The following is a 15081-nucleotide window of genomic DNA, read 5'->3' as shown; positions in this document are numbered from 1 at the left end:
GGCCTGAATTGTCGCACCGCCGGGCATCCCAAGCGCTTTTCCACGGCCCGCCTGGCGCCAAGCCGCCCGGAAACGCTCTGCTCCCACACAGCGCCGCCATGAAAAAAGCCCCGCATGCGGGGCTTTTTTGTTTCTTCTTCTTTTTTGCAGTTGCGGTGATCTCTCTCAGTGCGACAGGATCTTGTTGAGGAAGTCCTTGGTGCGCGCCTGGCGGTTCTCGGGATGGTTGAAGAACTCGTCTTTTGAGCAATCTTCCAGGATTTTGCCGCCCACGTCCATAAAAATCACGCGGCTGCCGACCTTGCGGGCAAAACCCATTTCATGGGTCACCACCATCATGGTCATGCCTTCGACGGCCAGGCCCATCATGCAATCCAGCACCTCGCCGACCATTTCGGGGTCGAGCGCGGAGGTGGGTTCGTCAAACAGCATGGCGATAGGGTCCATGCTGAGCGCCCGGGCAATCGCCACGCGCTGCTGCTGGCCGCCCGACAGCTGGCCGGGGAATTTGTCCTTGTGCGCCATCAGGCCCACGCGGTCCAGGTACTTGAGGCCGTGCTTTTTGGCTTCGTCGGGCTTGCGGCCCAGCACCTTGACCTGCGCCAGCGTCAGGTTTTCGGTGACGCTCAGGTGCGGGAACAGTTCGAAGTTCTGGAACACCATGCCGACGCGGCTGCGCAGCTTGGGCAGGTCGGTCTTGGGGTCGTGCACGGCCTTGCCGTCGACGAAGATCTGGCCCTTCTGGAAGGGCTCCAGCGCGTTGATGGTCTTGATCAGGGTGGACTTGCCGGAGCCGGAAGGCCCGCAGACCACGACCACTTCACCCTTTTTGATGCTGGTGGTGCAGTTGTTGAGAACCTGCACGTCGCCGTACCATTTGGAAACTTCTTTCAACTCAATCATCTTCTTCTCCAGTGTGCTCTTTGAGGTTTGCCCGCTGCGATGCGCGGCGCTCTCAGCGAATGATGGCGATTCTGCTGTTCAGGCGCTTGACCATGAAGGACAGCCCGAAGCAGATCACGAAATAAACCACGGCGGCCAGCAGGTAAGCCTCTTCAGGGCGGCCGTAAATCTTGCCGGCGGTGCTGAAACCCTTGAGCAGGTCGTAAGCGCCGATGGCATAGACCAGCGAGGTGTCCTGGAACAGGATGATGGTCTGCGTCAGCAGGATGGGCACCATGTTGCGGAAGGCCTGCGGCAGGATGATCAGCTTCATGTTCTGCGCGTAGCTCATGCCCAGGGCGCGCCCGGCATTGACCTGGCCGCGCGAGATGGACTGTATGCCCGCGCGCATGATTTCGCTGAAGTAAGCGGCCTCGAAAGCGACGAAGGTGATGATGGCCGAGATTTCGGCGCGGTAGTTGGAGCCCCAGCTGCCGAAGGTCGTGTAGAACGACGCCGGCACCAGCAGGAAGAACCACAGGATCACCATGACCAGCGGCACGGAACGCATGCCGTTGACGTAGATGGTCGCGGGGACCGTCAGGAAGGATTTGCCGGAAAGGCGCATCAGGGCCAGCACGGTGCCGAAGATGATGCCGCCTATGGTGGCGATGATGGTCAGTTCTATGCTGAAAATAAAACCCTTGACCACGAACTGGGAGATCATGTCCCAGTTCAGGAAACTCATGTCGAGTCCAAGCATGTCAGTGACCTCCGCCCGTTGAGCCGGCGACGACGAAGCCGGGGATTTGCACCCGCTTCTCGACGAAGGCCATGACGCGGTTGACCGCGAAGGCCGAGACGGCGTACAGCGCCGTCACCGCCAGGTAGATTTCAATGCCGCGCGAGGTTTCTTCCTGCGCCTGCATGGCGAACATGGTGAGTTCGGCGATGGACACCGCGAAAGCCACGGAGGAATTCTTCAAGAGGTTCATCGACTCGCTGGTGAGCGGCGGGATGATGATGCGAAAGGCCATCGGCAGGATGACGTAGCGGTAGGTTTGAAAGGTCGTGAAACCCATGGCCATGCCGGCATAACGCTGGCCGCGCGGCAGCGCCTGGACACCCGCCCTGACCTGCTCGGCGATACGCGCCGAGGTGAAAAAGCCCAGGGCGAACACCACCAGGATGAAGCTGGGCAGCTCCTTCATGGCGGGGAAAATCTTGGGAACCACAAAGTACCAGATGAAAATCTGGACCAGCAGGGGAACGTTGCGGAACAGCTCGACCCAGGCATTGGCGAAACGCACAAGCCAGGGGCTGTTGGGCAAAGTGCGCAGCGTGCCGATGAGCGCGCCGCACAGCATCGCGATCACCCAGGATGCGCCGGCGACGGACAGCGTCCAGCCCCAGGCATCAAACATCCACTGCAGGTAGGTTCGACCGCTACCGTCATCATTCAAAAATACCTGCCAATCCCAAGTCATCACGGCTCCAGCAAATGGTTGTTATGTTGTTTTCCCTGCAACGCTAACGGTAAACGTGAAACCCCGCCAGTGCAAGGCGACCGGCGGGGTTGTTCAATTTACCTGCCCGGAATTACTTCTGGACGTACTCTTCCATTGGCTTGTCGTTCGGGTTGTCCCAGGCGGCCTTGGTGCTGGCGCTCAGGGCCAGGCCGACCTTGGTGTTCTTCGGAGGAATCGGCGACAGGAACCATTTGGTCCACAGCTTGTTCATCTCGCCCGACTTGATCATGCCCTTGACCGTGTCGTCGGCCAGGCGCTTGAGCAGGGGGTCGTCCTTGCGGATCATGATGGCGATGGGCTCGACGCTGAGCACTTCACCGACGATCTTGAAGTCGGAAGGCTTCTTGGCGGTGGCGATGTTGCCGGCCAGGATGGAACCGTCCATCACGAATGCATCGGCGCGGCCGGACTCGAGCAGCAGGAAGCTGTCGGAGTGATCCTTGCCGAAGATTTCCTTGAACTCGACGCCGGTGGCGCGCTTGTTCTTGCGCAGCGTCTGCACGGAGGTGGTTCCGGTGGTGGTGGCCACGGTCTTGCCGCTCAGTTGGGCCACCGAGGTGATGCCGGAATTGGCCTTCACGGCGATGCGGACTTCTTCCACGAAGGTGGTCACGACGAAAGCCACGTCTTTCTGGCGGGTCGCGTTGTTGGTGGTGGAGCCGCACTCGATGTCGACGGTGCCGTTCTGCACGAGGGGGATGCGGTTCTGCGACGTCACGGGCTGGTATTTGATTTCCAGCTTGCGTTCAGCGGCTTTTTCGAGGCCGGCCAGGATGCGCTGGCAGATTTCGACGTGGTAGCCGGTGTACTTGCCGTCACCCAGGGTATAGGACAGCGCGCCGGAAGAATCGCGAACGCCCATGGTGACAACGCCGGAAGCCTTGACTTTGGAAAGGGTATCGGCGAATGCTGCGCCGGTGGCGAGCAGAGCGACGGACAAAGCGACGAGTTTGAGTTTCATGGAATCTCCTGTAATGAATGAAACGGTTAGCGAACTATTTTAGAGAGATGGTACCCGGGGCTAGCCTAGGTTTACCCGGCCTCTAAGACGGGGAAAACGAAGTGTTTGCGAAGTGTTTGGGACGATAGTTGCCGGCGAACCCGGGGAAGCCTTGGCAATTCCTGGGGTTTTCCAAAGTGGTGCACGCATGAAGAAGTCCGGAACTATACGGCAGATGTAAGCAGTCTTTGTGCCAGCGGCCGTCAGGCAAGCAGCGGCAGAGGCTGGGTGAGCTTGTCAGGCACCAGCAGGGCCTCGACTTCGGCTTGCGTCATGATGCCCAGCGATTCCGCGATCTCGGCAATCGGCGCACCGGTGGCGATCGCCGTCTTGGCAATCAGCGCGGCTTTTTCGTAGCCGATGATCGGATTGAGCGCGGTGACCAGGGTGACCGATTCGCGCACGCGTTTGGCCAGCAGTTCGCGGTTGGCCTCGATGCCGGCCACACAATTGGTTTGTAGCGTGAGGCAGGCCTGGCTCAGGTGTTCGATGCTCTTGAAAAGGCTCCAGCCCATGATGGGCTCGAAGGCGTTGAGCTGCAGCTGGCCGGCCTCGGAAGCCATGGTCACGGTCATGTCGTTGCCTATCACTTCAAAGGCGACCTGGTTCATGACCTCGGGGATCACCGGGTTGACCTTGCCGGGCATGATGGAAGAGCCCGCCTGGCGCGGCGGCAGCCGGATGTCGCCGAAGCCGGCCTGCGGGCCGCTGGAGAGCAGGCGCAGGTCGTTGCAGATCTTGCTGAGCTTGGTGGCCACGCGCTTGAGCACGCCGGACAGCTGGACGAAAGCGCCGGTGTCCTGCGTGGCTTCGATCAGGTTGGCGGCTTTTTCGACCGGCACGCCGCACTCCTCGGCGAGGTGGCGGCAGACGATGTCGGCATAACCGGCCGGCGCATTGATGCCGGTGCCTATGGCCGTGGCGCCCAGGTTGATTTCCTGGATCAGCGCGCGCGCTTCGCGCAGGCGGGCCTCGTCCTCGCCGATCATGACCGCGTAGGTCAGGAATTCCTGGCCCAGTGTCATGGGCACGGCGTCCTGCAGCTGGGTGCGGCCGATTTTCAGCACATCGCGGAACTCATGGGCCTTGGCTTCAAAGCCGGCACGCAGGATGGCCATGGAAGCCAGCAGGCGCTCGAGGGCGAACCACAGGGCGATGCGCACGGCCGTGGGGTAGACGTCATTGGTGCTTTGCGAGGCGTTGACGTGGTCGTTGGGGTGCAACACGTCGTAGCGGCCTTTTTCCAGGCCCAGCTTTTCCAGCGCGAGGTTGGCGATGACCTCGTTGGCATTCATATTGGTGGAGGTGCCGGCGCCGCCCTGGATCACGTCGACCACGAACTGCTCGTGATACTGGCCGGCAATGAGTTTTTCGCAGGCGCTCATGATGGCGGCCGCGCGCCTGGCATCCAGCGCACCGAGCTGCTGGTTGGTGCGCGCCGCGGCTTTTTTGACGAAACCCAGCGCGCGTATCAGGTCGGGCATGGCCGAGATGCGGGTGCCGGAAATCGGGAAATTTTCGACCGCGCGCGCCGTGTGCACACCCCAGTAAGCCGCAGCGGGAATCTGCTTTTCACCGAGGAAGTCGTGCTCGGTGCGCGTGGCCGCCACCGGGGTGGGGACGGGCTCGGCAAGCGGGGTGAAAGAAGAATCAGGGGGCACAGGCAACCATCAAAATTTGGACGTCACGAACTGTAAGTTTGCGGGTTTGAAAACACCAATGCTGTTTCAACGATCTTCTATGCATTTTTCTTATAACCACTTAGGGTTACTACTAGTGCACCTGCCTAGCCCTGTCGCGCGGCCGGGGCCGCACCTCCCCGCGAGGCGATCTTTTCCTTGTTGGTCTGCGCCTGCAGGTAGCTCCACAGGGCCTGGGCATGGCTTTTGGCGGAATCCTTGGAGGTCGGCCGCTCGCGGTAGACGCGCACGTCCATGGTCATCTCCAGGTTGCCGCCGGCGCTCACGAGTTTTTTGGCCCGCAGCTCCTTTCTGACGGCGCTGAGCGGCAAAAACGCGATGCCGTGGCCTTCCAGGGCCATGGCCTTGAGCCCTTCGGCCATGTCGGTCTCATAAACGCGGTCCAGGTGGATTGCGGTGCTGGACTGCTTGAGGATCATGTCCACCATGCGGCCCAGGTAGGCGCCGGGCGCGTAGCCCAGGTAAGGCAGGGGCTGGCCGGGCCGCCCCGGCAGGCTGTACTCGGGGTCGCCCGCGGCCGTGGCCCGTACGAAAGGCGCCAGCACTTCCTGGCCCAGCGACACCATTTCGTAACGGTCCGGGTCCAGCTGGAAAGGCTGGGAGTCATGGTGGTAGGCGATCAGCAGGTCGCAGCTGCCTTCCACCAGGCGCAGCACCGCGTCGTGCACATTGAGCGCGATCAGCCGGCTTTTGATGGGACCGAACTTCTCGCGCAGGCTGCTGACCCAGGCCGGGAAAAAAGTGAAAGCCAGCGTGTGCGGCACGGCGAATTCGATGACGTCCTGCCCGGCTGAAGTGTGGCCGCGCAGCATGGCACGGGTGGACTGCAGGCCCTGCAGCATTTCCAGCGACTGGCTGTACAGGGTTTCGCCCGCAGGCGTCAGGCGCGTGGGGTAGGAACTGCGATCGACCAGGTCGGTGCCGGCCCAGGCCTCCAGCGCCTGGATGCGGCGCGAAAACGCCGGCTGGGTGACGTGACGCAGTTGGGCAGAGCGGCTGAAACTGCGGGTTTCAGCCAGACTGACGAAATCTTCCAGCCATTTGGTTTCCATAGACCTAGCGACCGCGGTTGGACGCGCCCGAGTGGGCCGTCATGGCGTGCGCCGGCAAGGCGCGACGAGGCAGCAGGCACATGCCTGCAAGGAGGAGCAACGCCGCCGGCGTGCGCCAGGGCGGCTCAATCGGGGGCGTAGCGCTCTCAACTCCAGGTCGGAAGCGTTCAAATTGACTGGCGTGAGTGCTCATGCAGGCTCCAAAAAGGCGATCCAGCGGTCAACCGTGGCCGCTGGGTCTCCTGATTATGCGAGGCCGTGAAGCATTTTGACCTACGGGGATTCCCATGGCAGGACGATGGAGCGGCATTCGCTGTAAATACCGTCCTCGAAATGTCCTCAGGAATACAAACTTGCTCGCGATGCGCTGCTCAAGCCTCGGGCGAACTCTGCTGCAGCGCCCACATGCGCGCATACGCGCCTTCGGTCTCGAGCAGCTGCGCATGCGTTCCGCGCTCAACGATGCGCCCACCGTCCATCACCAGGATCTCGTGCGCGTCGACCACGGTGGACAGGCGGTGCGCGATCACCAGGGTGGTCTTGTTCTGTGCGGCAGCGCGCAGTTCGGTCTGGATGGCGCGCTCGTTGGCCGAGTCCAGCGCCGAGGTGGCCTCGTCAAAAATCACCACCGGCGGGTTCTTCAGCAGGGTGCGGGCGATCGCCACGCGCTGCTTCTCGCCACCCGAGAGTTTCAGCCCGCGCTCGCCCACCATGGTCTGGTAACCCAGCGGCGTGGAGGCGATGAAGCCGTGGATGCGGGCCGAACGCGCGGCTTCCTCCACCTCTTCGTGGGTGGCGCCCGGCTTGCCGTAGGCGATGTTGTATTCCACCGTGTCGTTGAACAGCACCGTGTCCTGCGGGACGATGCCAATCGCCTGGCGTACGCTGGACTGCGTGACCTGCTTGATGTCCTGGCCGGCGATGGTAATGCGGCCCTGCTGCACGTCGTAAAAACGGTAGAGCAGCCGCGCCAGCGTGGACTTGCCGGCCCCCGAGGAACCGACCACCGCCACGGTCTTGCCCGGCGGGATCTCGAAGCTCACGTTGTGCAGGATGGGGCGCGCCGGGTCGTAGGCGAAGTTCACATTCTCAAAACGCACTGCCGGCGATTCACCGATGACCAGGGCTTTGGCCCCGGGCAAATCGGCGATTTCACGCTCTTTTTCCATCAGCGCGAACATCTTGTCGAGGTCGGTGAGGCTTTGCTTGATTTCGCGGTAGATCACGCCCAGGAAACCCAGCGGGATGTAGAGCTGGATCATGAAGGCGTTGACCATTACCAGGTCACCCAGCGTCATGTGGCCGTCGACCACGCCCTGCGTGGCGCGCCACAGCATGGCCACCAGCCCGATGGCGATGATCAGCTGCTGCCCGGCGTTGAGCAGGCTCAGGGTGTTCTGGCTCTTGATGGCGGCGCGCCGGTAGCGCAGCAGGTTTTCGTCGTAGCGGGCGGCCTCGAACTCCTCATTGTTGAAGTACTTGACGGTCTCGTAGTTGAGCAGCGAATCGATGGCGCGGCTGTGGGCCGACGAGTCCAGCTCGTTCATGGTCTTGCGGAACTGCGTGCGCCATTCGGTCACCGTGACGGTGAAGAAAATGTAGAACACCAGCGCGATGCCGGTAATACCGGCGAACCAGACGTCAAACTTGACGGCCAGCAGGGTCAGCACCAGCGTGACTTCAATCAGCGTCGGGATGATGCTGTAGAGCGAATACGAAATCAGCGAATGCACGCCGCGCGTGCCGCGCTCGATGTCGCGCGTCATGCCGCCGGTCTGCCGCTCCAGGTGAAAGCGCAGGCTCAGCGCGTGCAGGTGGCGGAACACCTCCAGCGAAATCCGCCGCGCCGCGCCCTCGGTGGCCTTGGCAAACACCAGTTCGCGCAGTTCGGTGAACAGCGTGGTCGACAGGCGCAGCAGCCCGTAAGCCAGCAGCAGTGCCACCGGCACCACCAGCACGGCCTGTGCGTCGCCGGGCTTGAAGTTCATCGCGTCGACCAGGTTTTTCAGCAGCAGCGGAACGCCGACATTGGCCAGCTTGGCGCCCACCATGAAGCTCAACGCCGCCAGCACGCGCCATTTGTAGTCCCACAGGTAGGGGAAAAGGCGTTTGAGGGTGTCCAGGTCGGAGCGCGGGGGCGCCGGCGCCTTGCCGGCGCCCGGCACGGGCGTGGCGGGCACGGCAAGGGAAGAATCGGCGGCGGAAGCTCGGGAGCGCATGAGGGACAATCGTGAGGGTTGTTGTAATAACTTTTTCAGATTGTGCCTATGTCTACCGAATCAAGCGCCCCTACGGACATTCACGCCGAAGACGCCCTGAACGTCCATCTGCCCACCGACAAGGAGCTGGTGCTCAAGGTCATCCCCATGCCGGCCGACTGCAATGCCAACGGCGACATCTTCGGCGGCTGGGTCATGGCCCAGGTCGACCTGGCCGGCTCCGTGGTGCCGGCCCGCCACGTCGACGGCCGGCTGGCCACGGTGGCGGTCAACCAGTTCATCTTCAAGCAGCCGGTGCGCGTGGGCGACATCCTGTCGTTTTTCGCCGGCGTGACACGTATAGGTACCACCTCCATCACGGTCCAGGTCGAGGTCTACGCCGAACGCTTCCGCGCCCAGGGCCGCTACATCAAGGTCACCGAGGCCAGCCTGACCTACGTGGCGATCGACGATTTCGGGAAGCCGCGAAAAATTGCCAAGCCCTGAGGCCTACTCAAACTCGCCGTGCCGGCCCTGCCCGCCCGCAAAGCGCGCGGCGCCGGCAAAGGCATCGGGCAGGCGCTGTTTTCCGCGCTCCCATTCCTGGTGCAGCGCCTCCTCCCATCCCAGATCCCATTGCCGGTAGGCGCTGAGCCGGTCGGCCCGCATCGTGGCCTGCGGAAAGCGGCTGAGCTGCTGTGCCAGCGCCACCGCGGCATCGCGCGCGCCGCCTTTGGGTACGACACGGTTGGCCAGACCGATTTGCAAGGCTTCAGCCGCCTCCACCTTGCGCCCGGTCAGGATCAGGTCCATCGCACGGCCCATGCCGACCAGCCGCGGCAGGCGCACCGTGCCGCCGTCGATCAGCGGCACGCCGAAACGCCGGCAGTACACGCCGAAATAGGCGTCTTCCTCCATCACGCGCATGTCGCACCACAGCGCCAGTTCCATGCCGCCGGCCACCGCCGCGCCGCTGACGGCGGCAATCACCGGCTTGGACAGCAGCAGCCGGGACGGCCCCATGGGCCCCGGCGGGTTTTTATCGCCGGGCGAAAAGTCGAGCCGATCCACAACCTGCTCACCGCCGGCTTGCGCGGCCAGCCGGGCGCCGGCCTGTAAATCCCAGCCTGCGCAGAAATGGCCGTGCGCGCCGTGGAACACCGCCACATGCGCATCCTCATCTTCATCAAAGGCGACAAAAGCTTCATGCAACGCACGCGCCGTCACGGCATCGACCGCGTTGCGCACCTCGGGCCGGTCCAGCGTGATCACGGTGACCTGCCCTTGCTTCAAAACATGGATGCTCACGGTGCCTCCGGCCACCAGCCGACACGCGGCGCGGCGCCGGCCTCGGCGAACTCGGCGGCGCTGACTTCGATCTCCATGCGCAGCAAGGCCGCCGCCATGGCCTTGCCGAGGTTGTCCATGCGCAGGTTGCGCGCCCCGCCGCCCTGCAGCGCCCCTTGCAGCACCAGCTTGAGCGCCAGGATGTTGGGCAGGGTCCAGCATTGCACCGTGCCGGGCAGCCAGGGCGCGAAGTGCGCCTGCACACGCTCGGCCGTGACTTCGCGTTCCATCAGGCGATAACCCGCCTCGTTCCAGGCAAACAGGCCGAAGTCCACCCAGTCGGCCTTGTCGCCGCTGCGCGCATGCGCGAGCTTCACGAGTTGCACTTTCATGAGCTCAGTACCTCCACCTGCACCCCGGCCTCGACCGCCTGCCGGTCCAGCAGTGCGGGCCAGATGCCCAGCAGTTCGCTGCTGTTGTTCAGGCCGTGAAAGCCGCAGCTGTAGGCCGGGCCGCTCAACGCCATCCAAGGAAACAGCCGGCCGAAACCGTCGGCCATCGCCTTGTCCTGCGTGCGCACCACCATGCGCACCCAGACCTCGTTGAGTTCGGCCAGCGCTTCGGGCGCGGGCAGGGGCGCCAGCGGGCCGTGCGCCGAGTTGAGCCCCGGGAACTCGACGAAGAACTCGTCATGCGGCATGCGCTTGTCGGCCAGCTGGGCCTTCACCATGGAAACCGCCGCCTGCGCCTTGTCGTACGCATCGGGCCAGCTGAAGCCCCAGGTGACTTCAGCCTTGTAGCCGTCGCGAAAGCCGCCCACCAGCTTGAGCTGCGCGGGCCGCGGATGGCCGCGCGCGCCCGTCATGCGCACCTGGTCGTGGCCCAGGTCTTCGAGGTTCACCTCCGACAGGTCCAGCACCACGTCGGGCGAGACATAGCGTGTGGGATCGTGCACTTCATAGAGCAGTTGCTGGCGCACCGTGTCAAAGTTGATGCGCCCGCCGGTCCCCGGCGCCTTGGTGATCAGCGCAGCGCCGTCTTCGCTAACTTCGGCAATCGGATAGCCGATATGGGCCAGGTCGGGAATAGCCTTCCAGGCCCCTTGGCTGCCGAAGTTGCCGCCGCTGCCCTGGCCCGAACATTCGAGCAAGTGCCCCACCGCCAGGCCCTGGGCCAGCCGGTCCAGCGCGGGCTGCGTGGCGGCGTCCTCGAGCTTCCAGCCGAATTCATGCACCAGCGGTGCGAGGAACAGCGCCGCGTCGGCCACGCGCCCGGTGACGACGATATCGGCGCCCTGCTGCAGCGCCGACACGATGGGCCGCGCACCCAGGTAGGCATTGGCGAACACCATGAGATCCCGCACGGTCTCGAAGGGCTGGGCGTTGAACAGGTGCGGCGGCGCCAGCGCCGCCAGCCGCGGCAGCACGTCATCACCGCTGACTACCGCGATGCGCGCCTTCCAGCCCTTGGCTGCGAACGCCGCGCGCAAAGCGGCGGCCGCGCCTGCGGGGTTGAGCCCTCCGGCATTGCAGATGAATTTGACGCCGCGCGTTTGCATCAGCGGCCAGAGCGTCATCAGCATGGGCACCACGTCGCGCGCATAACCCAGCGATGCATCGCGCTGCCGGTCTTTTTGCAGGATGGCCAGCGTCAGCTCCGCGAGGTGGTCGCTCGCGATGTAGTGCACCCCGCCGCGCTCAATGCTCGCCGCCACCGGCGCCCAGGCATCACCGTAGAAACCGAGGCCTGCGCCTATCCGGACATTTCGTCTCATGTAAGGGATTACGCTTGATCGCCAAGGCGACACGTATTCGGAACAACCCCTAGCGACAGACCTCTAGGTGACAGCTATAACCAAGTCTCATCACAGGGGAGACCGCTACGTGCAATTCCTGCAGCTGCTCATCAGCGGCATCGCCCAAGGCTGCATCTACGGATTGATCGCGCTGGGTTTTGTCCTGATCTACAAAGCCACCGAGACGGTCAGTTTTGCACAGGGTGAGCTGATGATGCTGGGCGCCTTCGTCGGCCTGGCCTGCATGACGCTGCTGGGTTTTCCGTTCTGGCTGGCCGTACTCAGCGCGATTGCCGGCATGGCGCTGTTCGGCATGCTGCTCGAGCGCCTCGTGATACGCCCCATCCTCGGCCAGCCCGCTTTTTCCATCGTCATGCTGACCATAGGCGTGGGCTACACGGCGCGCGGCCTCATCACCATGATTCCCGGCATAGGCACCGAAACTTACGTGCTGCCGGTGCCCTACAAAGACCAGATCTGGACCGCCGGCACGCTGGTCATCAACGTCGAGCAGGTCGCCATCATCGCCAGCACGGCGGTGCTGTGCCTGGCGCTGTTCGCGCTCTTCAGGTACAGCAAGCTGGGCATCGCCATGCAGGCGTCCTCGCAAAACCAGCTGGCCGCCTATTACATGGGCATTCCGGTCAAGCGACTCAACGGCCTGGTCTGGGGCCTGGCCTCCGCCGTGGCGGCGATTGCCGGCCTGCTGCTGGCGCCCATCACCTTTGTGCACGCCAATATGGGTTTCATCGGGCTCAAGGCCTTTCCGGCCGCGGTGGTCGGCGGCTTCGGCAGCCTGCCGGGGGCCATCGTCGGCGGGCTGGTCATCGGCCTGGTCGAATCGTTCTCTGGCTTTTACCTGCCTGACGGTTTCAAGGACATCGCCGCGTATGTGGTGGTGCTCATCATGCTGATGGTCAAGCCCAGCGGCCTGTTCGGTGAAAAACTGCGCAAAAAGGTTTAACCAATACATGCGCTTTATCTTCAAGACTGATTACGGCCAGGACCTCAACCTCGCCAAACACCCAGGCCATGTGTTCTGGTACGGCACGCTCATGCTCCTGCTGCTGGCCGCGCCCTGGCTGGTCGCCGAATACTGGCTTGCGCAGCTGACCTTTGTGATGATTTACGCGATTGCCGGCCTGGGCCTGATGCTGCTGGCGGGTTTCACCGGCCTGTTCTCGCTGGGCCATGCGGCCTTCCTGGGCGTGGGCGCCTACACCCAGGCCGTGCTGACGAACGCGGGCCTGCCCTTCCCCATCGCGCTGGCCTGCGCCGCCGGGCTCTCGGCCGCGGTGGGCCTGGTCGTGGGCCTGCCGGCGCTGCGCGTCAAAGGCATCTACCTGGGCATGGCCACACTGTCCTTTGGTTTCATCGTCGAAGAGGTGTTCGCGCGCTGGGAAAGCGTGACCGGCGGCAATGCCGGCATCCACATCAAGGTCCCCGACATGTTCGGCTGGAAGCTGGCCAGCGGCGAGTCCTTTTATTTCCTCTGCCTCGTCATCACCGTGGTTTCCACGTTGGCCATCCTCAACCTGTTGCGCTCACCCACGGGCCGGGCCTTTGTGGCGATACGTGATTCCGAGATCTCCGCGCAGAGCATGGGCATACACCTGGCGCGCTACAAGACGCTGTCCTTCGCGCTGTCGGCGGCGCTGGCCGGCGTTGCCGGCGCCCTGTATGCGCACAAGCTGCAGTTCATCTCGCCCGACCAGTTCAACATCCTGCAGTCCATAGACCTGCTGCTGATGATCGTCATCGGCGGCGTAGGTTCGGTGCACGGTGCCTTCCTGGGCGCCATCTTCCTGATCTCGATGCCTCAGGTGATCGCCCTCAGCAAGGACTACCTGCCCGCTGCCATAGGCCAGGCGCCCGGCCTGCAGGCGGCCGTTTACGGCATCGTGCTGATTGCCTTTGTGCTGTTCGAGCCAATGGGGCTCTATGGCCGCTGGCTCAAGATCCGCACCTACTTCCAGCTCTTTCCCTTCTACCGCAAGGGCCTGTTCAAGCGGCAGAAATCCTTCCAGAAGTCGGATCGACTCAAATGAGCACGACACTCCTCTCCGCGAAAAACCTCAGCGTGCGCTTCGGCGGCGTGCTGGCCGTCAACAAGGTCAGCTTTGACGTGAAAGAGGGCGAGGTCTTCACGCTGATAGGCCCCAACGGCGCGGGCAAGACCACGGTGTTCAACCTGATCAGCCGTATCTACACGCCGACCAGCGGTGAGATTGAATACCGCGGCGAAAAGCTCACGGCCCAGCCGCCGCACAAAATCGCCGCGCTGGGCATCGCGCGCACCTTCCAGAACATCGAGCTGTTCGAGCATGCCACCGTGCTGCACAACCTGCTGATAGGCCGGCACACGCACCGGCAGACCGGCCTGCTGCACGACCTCTTTTTCACCGCCAAGGCGCGCGAGGCCGAACTCAAGGCGCGCGAAAAGGCCGAGCAGGTGATCGACTTCCTCGACCTGCAGCACCACCGCGACTCCATGGTGGCGGGACTACCCTACGGCGTGCGCAAGGTGGTGGAGCTGGCGCGCGCGTTGTGCACCGAACCCCGGCTGCTGCTGCTCGACGAACCGTCTTCCGGCCTCAACGTGGAGGAAACCGGCGACATGGCCTTCTGGATACAGGACATCCAGCACGAGCTTGGCATCACCGTGCTGATGGTTGAACACGACATGTCCCTGGTCTCGCGCGTCTCCGACCGTGTGCTGGCCATGAACCAGGGCGAAGTGCTGGCCGTGGGCACGCCGCGCGAGGTGCAGAACGACCCCGGTGTGATCGAGGCTTACCTCGGGTCGGTCGATGAAGTCTCATCACTCAGGAGAGCAGCATGAGCGCGGCGCCGCCTCCCGTCAGCGACCAGCCGGTGTTGAAGCTGCTCAACGTCGAGAGCGCCTACGGCCCGATCAAGGCCATACGCGGTGTGAGCCTGCAGGTGCGGCGCAGCGAGATCGCTACCGTACTGGGCTCCAACGGCGCGGGCAAGTCCACCATCCTCAAGACCATCTCGGGCATCCTGGACCCGCGCAAGGGCTCCATCGACTTCAAGGGCCAGGACATCACGGCGCAGGACCCGGCTTTCATCGTGCAGCAGGGCCTGAGCCATGTGCCCGAGGGTCGCGAGGTGTTCCCGCTGCTCAGCGTGCGCGACAACCTGCTGATGGGCGCCTACACCCGCAAGGACCGCGACGGCGTGGCGCTGGACATGGAAGCGGTCTACGGCTACTTTCCCATCCTGAAGGAGCGCGCGCTGCAGGATGCCGGCCTGCTGTCGGGAGGCCAGCAGCAGATGCTGGCGATCTCGCGCGCGCTGATGGCCTCGCCCGACCTGATCCTGCTCGACGAACCCAGCCTGGGCCTGTCGCCCAAGCTCACCAAGGAAATTTTTGAAATCGTGGTGCGCATCAACCGCGAACGCGGCACCACGATTTTGCTGGTCGAGCAGAACGCCAACATGGCGCTTAACGCCTCCGACTACGGTTATGTGCTCGAGAACGGCCGCATTGTGATGGAAGACACCTGCGCCCGGCTGCGCGAGAAGGACGACATCAAGGAGTTCTACCTCGGCATGAAAGAGGACGGCGTGCGCGGCGAGCGGCGCTGGAAGAAGAAAAAGACCTGGAGATAGAA

Annotated in this window: 15 protein-coding genes; 5 read left to right on the top strand and 10 right to left on the bottom strand. The window is 63.4% G+C overall.

The genetic code is table 11. The features are described from left to right. Positions 1-165 precede the first annotated feature (165 nt). The 7 genes from ACSQ27_RS15465 to ACSQ27_RS15435 all read right to left on the bottom strand — a co-directional run bounded on the left by ACSQ27_RS15465 (position 166) and on the right by ACSQ27_RS15435 (position 8382). A complete protein-coding gene (locus ACSQ27_RS15465) occupies positions 166-903 on the bottom strand; it encodes an amino acid ABC transporter ATP-binding protein (protein WP_431098314.1) in 738 nt (245 codons plus the stop codon). A gap of 52 nt (positions 904-955) precedes the next feature. Further along, complete coding sequence (locus ACSQ27_RS15460) at positions 956-1645, bottom strand: amino acid ABC transporter permease (RefSeq protein WP_436156391.1); 690 nt, start codon at positions 1643-1645, stop codon at positions 956-958. A 1-nt stretch (position 1646) separates the two neighbouring features. Further along, positions 1647-2369: an amino acid ABC transporter permease gene (locus ACSQ27_RS15455; protein ID WP_436156390.1), complete on the bottom strand. Its 723-nt coding sequence runs from the start codon at positions 2367-2369 to the stop codon at positions 1647-1649. 112 nt (positions 2370-2481) lie between these two features. Continuing rightward, complete coding sequence (locus ACSQ27_RS15450) at positions 2482-3372, bottom strand: transporter substrate-binding domain-containing protein (RefSeq protein WP_436156389.1); 891 nt, start codon at positions 3370-3372, stop codon at positions 2482-2484. Between the two features lie 242 nt (positions 3373-3614). Next, positions 3615-5021 (bottom strand): aspartate ammonia-lyase, encoded by a 1407-nt coding sequence (locus ACSQ27_RS15445; RefSeq protein WP_436156756.1) that lies wholly within the window; start codon positions 5019-5021, stop codon positions 3615-3617. A 176-nt stretch (positions 5022-5197) separates the two neighbouring features. Beyond that, positions 5198-6163: a LysR substrate-binding domain-containing protein gene (locus tag ACSQ27_RS15440; protein ID WP_436156388.1), complete on the bottom strand. Its 966-nt coding sequence runs from the start codon at positions 6161-6163 to the stop codon at positions 5198-5200. 371 nt (positions 6164-6534) lie between these two features. Beyond that, the gene (locus ACSQ27_RS15435) at positions 6535-8382 is read right to left on the bottom strand and encodes an ABCB family ABC transporter ATP-binding protein/permease (RefSeq protein WP_436156387.1); all 1848 of its coding nucleotides are present in this window, start codon (positions 8380-8382) and stop codon (positions 6535-6537) included. 48 nt (positions 8383-8430) lie between these two features. Between ACSQ27_RS15435 and ACSQ27_RS15430 the strand changes: the two genes are divergently transcribed. Then, a complete protein-coding gene (locus ACSQ27_RS15430) occupies positions 8431-8868 on the top strand; it encodes an acyl-CoA thioesterase (protein WP_436156386.1) in 438 nt (145 codons plus the stop codon). A gap of 3 nt (positions 8869-8871) precedes the next feature. Here the strand turns inward: ACSQ27_RS15430 and ACSQ27_RS15425 are convergent, their stop codons facing one another. The 3 genes from ACSQ27_RS15425 to ACSQ27_RS15415 are packed head-to-tail and all read right to left on the bottom strand — an operon-like array spanning position 8872 to position 11422. Continuing rightward, positions 8872-9669: a crotonase/enoyl-CoA hydratase family protein gene (locus tag ACSQ27_RS15425; RefSeq protein WP_436156385.1), complete on the bottom strand. Its 798-nt coding sequence runs from the start codon at positions 9667-9669 to the stop codon at positions 8872-8874. Continuing rightward, positions 9666-10040, bottom strand: a complete 375-nt coding sequence (locus ACSQ27_RS15420) for an AtuA-related protein (RefSeq protein ID WP_436156384.1) — start codon at positions 10038-10040, stop codon at positions 9666-9668. The genes ACSQ27_RS15425 and ACSQ27_RS15420 overlap by 4 nt, the downstream gene beginning before the upstream one ends. Next, entirely contained in the window at positions 10037-11422 is a 1386-nt protein-coding gene (locus ACSQ27_RS15415; RefSeq protein WP_436156383.1) for an acyclic terpene utilization AtuA family protein, read from the bottom strand. Before ACSQ27_RS15415 ends, ACSQ27_RS15420 begins: the two co-directional genes overlap by 4 nt. A 109-nt stretch (positions 11423-11531) precedes the next feature. On the opposite strand from ACSQ27_RS15415, the gene ACSQ27_RS15410 reads away from it, so the two are divergent. From ACSQ27_RS15410 to ACSQ27_RS15395, 4 genes are read left to right on the top strand one after another with little or no spacing between them, the layout of a single operon-like run. Beyond that, positions 11532-12407, top strand: a complete 876-nt coding sequence (locus tag ACSQ27_RS15410; protein WP_436156382.1) for a branched-chain amino acid ABC transporter permease — start codon at positions 11532-11534, stop codon at positions 12405-12407. 7 nt (positions 12408-12414) lie between these two features. Next, positions 12415-13491 carry a branched-chain amino acid ABC transporter permease gene (locus ACSQ27_RS15405; protein WP_436156381.1) on the top strand — a complete coding sequence of 359 codons (1077 nt, stop codon included), beginning with the start codon at positions 12415-12417 and terminating at the stop codon, positions 13489-13491. After that, positions 13488-14285 (top strand): ABC transporter ATP-binding protein, encoded by a 798-nt coding sequence (locus tag ACSQ27_RS15400; RefSeq protein ID WP_436156380.1) that lies wholly within the window; start codon positions 13488-13490, stop codon positions 14283-14285. The genes ACSQ27_RS15405 and ACSQ27_RS15400 overlap by 4 nt, the downstream gene beginning before the upstream one ends. Next, positions 14282-15079 (top strand): ABC transporter ATP-binding protein, encoded by a 798-nt coding sequence (locus tag ACSQ27_RS15395; protein ID WP_436156379.1) that lies wholly within the window; start codon positions 14282-14284, stop codon positions 15077-15079. The genes ACSQ27_RS15400 and ACSQ27_RS15395 overlap by 4 nt, the downstream gene beginning before the upstream one ends. The last annotated feature ends 2 nt before the right edge of the window (positions 15080-15081 follow it).

Source organism: Polaromonas sp. LjRoot131 (genome assembly GCF_964252805.1).
Lineage (GTDB): Bacteria > Pseudomonadota > Gammaproteobacteria > Burkholderiales > Burkholderiaceae_C > Polaromonas.
This window is presented reverse-complemented; position numbering and strand designations above follow the sequence as displayed.

Bases quoted from the DNA above. Each gene is read 5' to 3' on its own strand.
- ACSQ27_RS15465 (WP_431098314.1), bottom strand. From the start codon at position 903: ATGATTGAGTTGAAAGAAGTTTCCAAATGGTACGGCGACGTGCAGGTT.
- ACSQ27_RS15460 (WP_436156391.1), bottom strand. From the start codon at position 1,645: ATGCTTGGACTCGACATGAGTTTCCTGAACTGGGACATGATCTCCCAG.
- ACSQ27_RS15455 (WP_436156390.1), bottom strand. From the start codon at position 2,369: ATGACTTGGGATTGGCAGGTATTTTTGAATGATGACGGTAGCGGTCGA.
- ACSQ27_RS15450 (WP_436156389.1), bottom strand. From the start codon at position 3,372: ATGAAACTCAAACTCGTCGCTTTGTCCGTCGCTCTGCTCGCCACCGGC.
- ACSQ27_RS15440 (WP_436156388.1), bottom strand. From the start codon at position 6,163: ATGGAAACCAAATGGCTGGAAGATTTCGTCAGTCTGGCTGAAACCCGC.
- ACSQ27_RS15435 (WP_436156387.1), bottom strand. From the start codon at position 8,382: ATGCGCTCCCGAGCTTCCGCCGCCGATTCTTCCCTTGCCGTGCCCGCC.
- ACSQ27_RS15430 (WP_436156386.1), top strand. From the start codon at position 8,431: ATGTCTACCGAATCAAGCGCCCCTACGGACATTCACGCCGAAGACGCC.
- ACSQ27_RS15420 (WP_436156384.1), bottom strand. From the start codon at position 10,040: ATGAAAGTGCAACTCGTGAAGCTCGCGCATGCGCGCAGCGGCGACAAG.
- ACSQ27_RS15415 (WP_436156383.1), bottom strand. From the start codon at position 11,422: ATGAGACGAAATGTCCGGATAGGCGCAGGCCTCGGTTTCTACGGTGAT.
- ACSQ27_RS15405 (WP_436156381.1), top strand. From the start codon at position 12,415: ATGCGCTTTATCTTCAAGACTGATTACGGCCAGGACCTCAACCTCGCC.
- ACSQ27_RS15400 (WP_436156380.1), top strand. From the start codon at position 13,488: ATGAGCACGACACTCCTCTCCGCGAAAAACCTCAGCGTGCGCTTCGGC.
- ACSQ27_RS15395 (WP_436156379.1), top strand. From the start codon at position 14,282: ATGAGCGCGGCGCCGCCTCCCGTCAGCGACCAGCCGGTGTTGAAGCTG.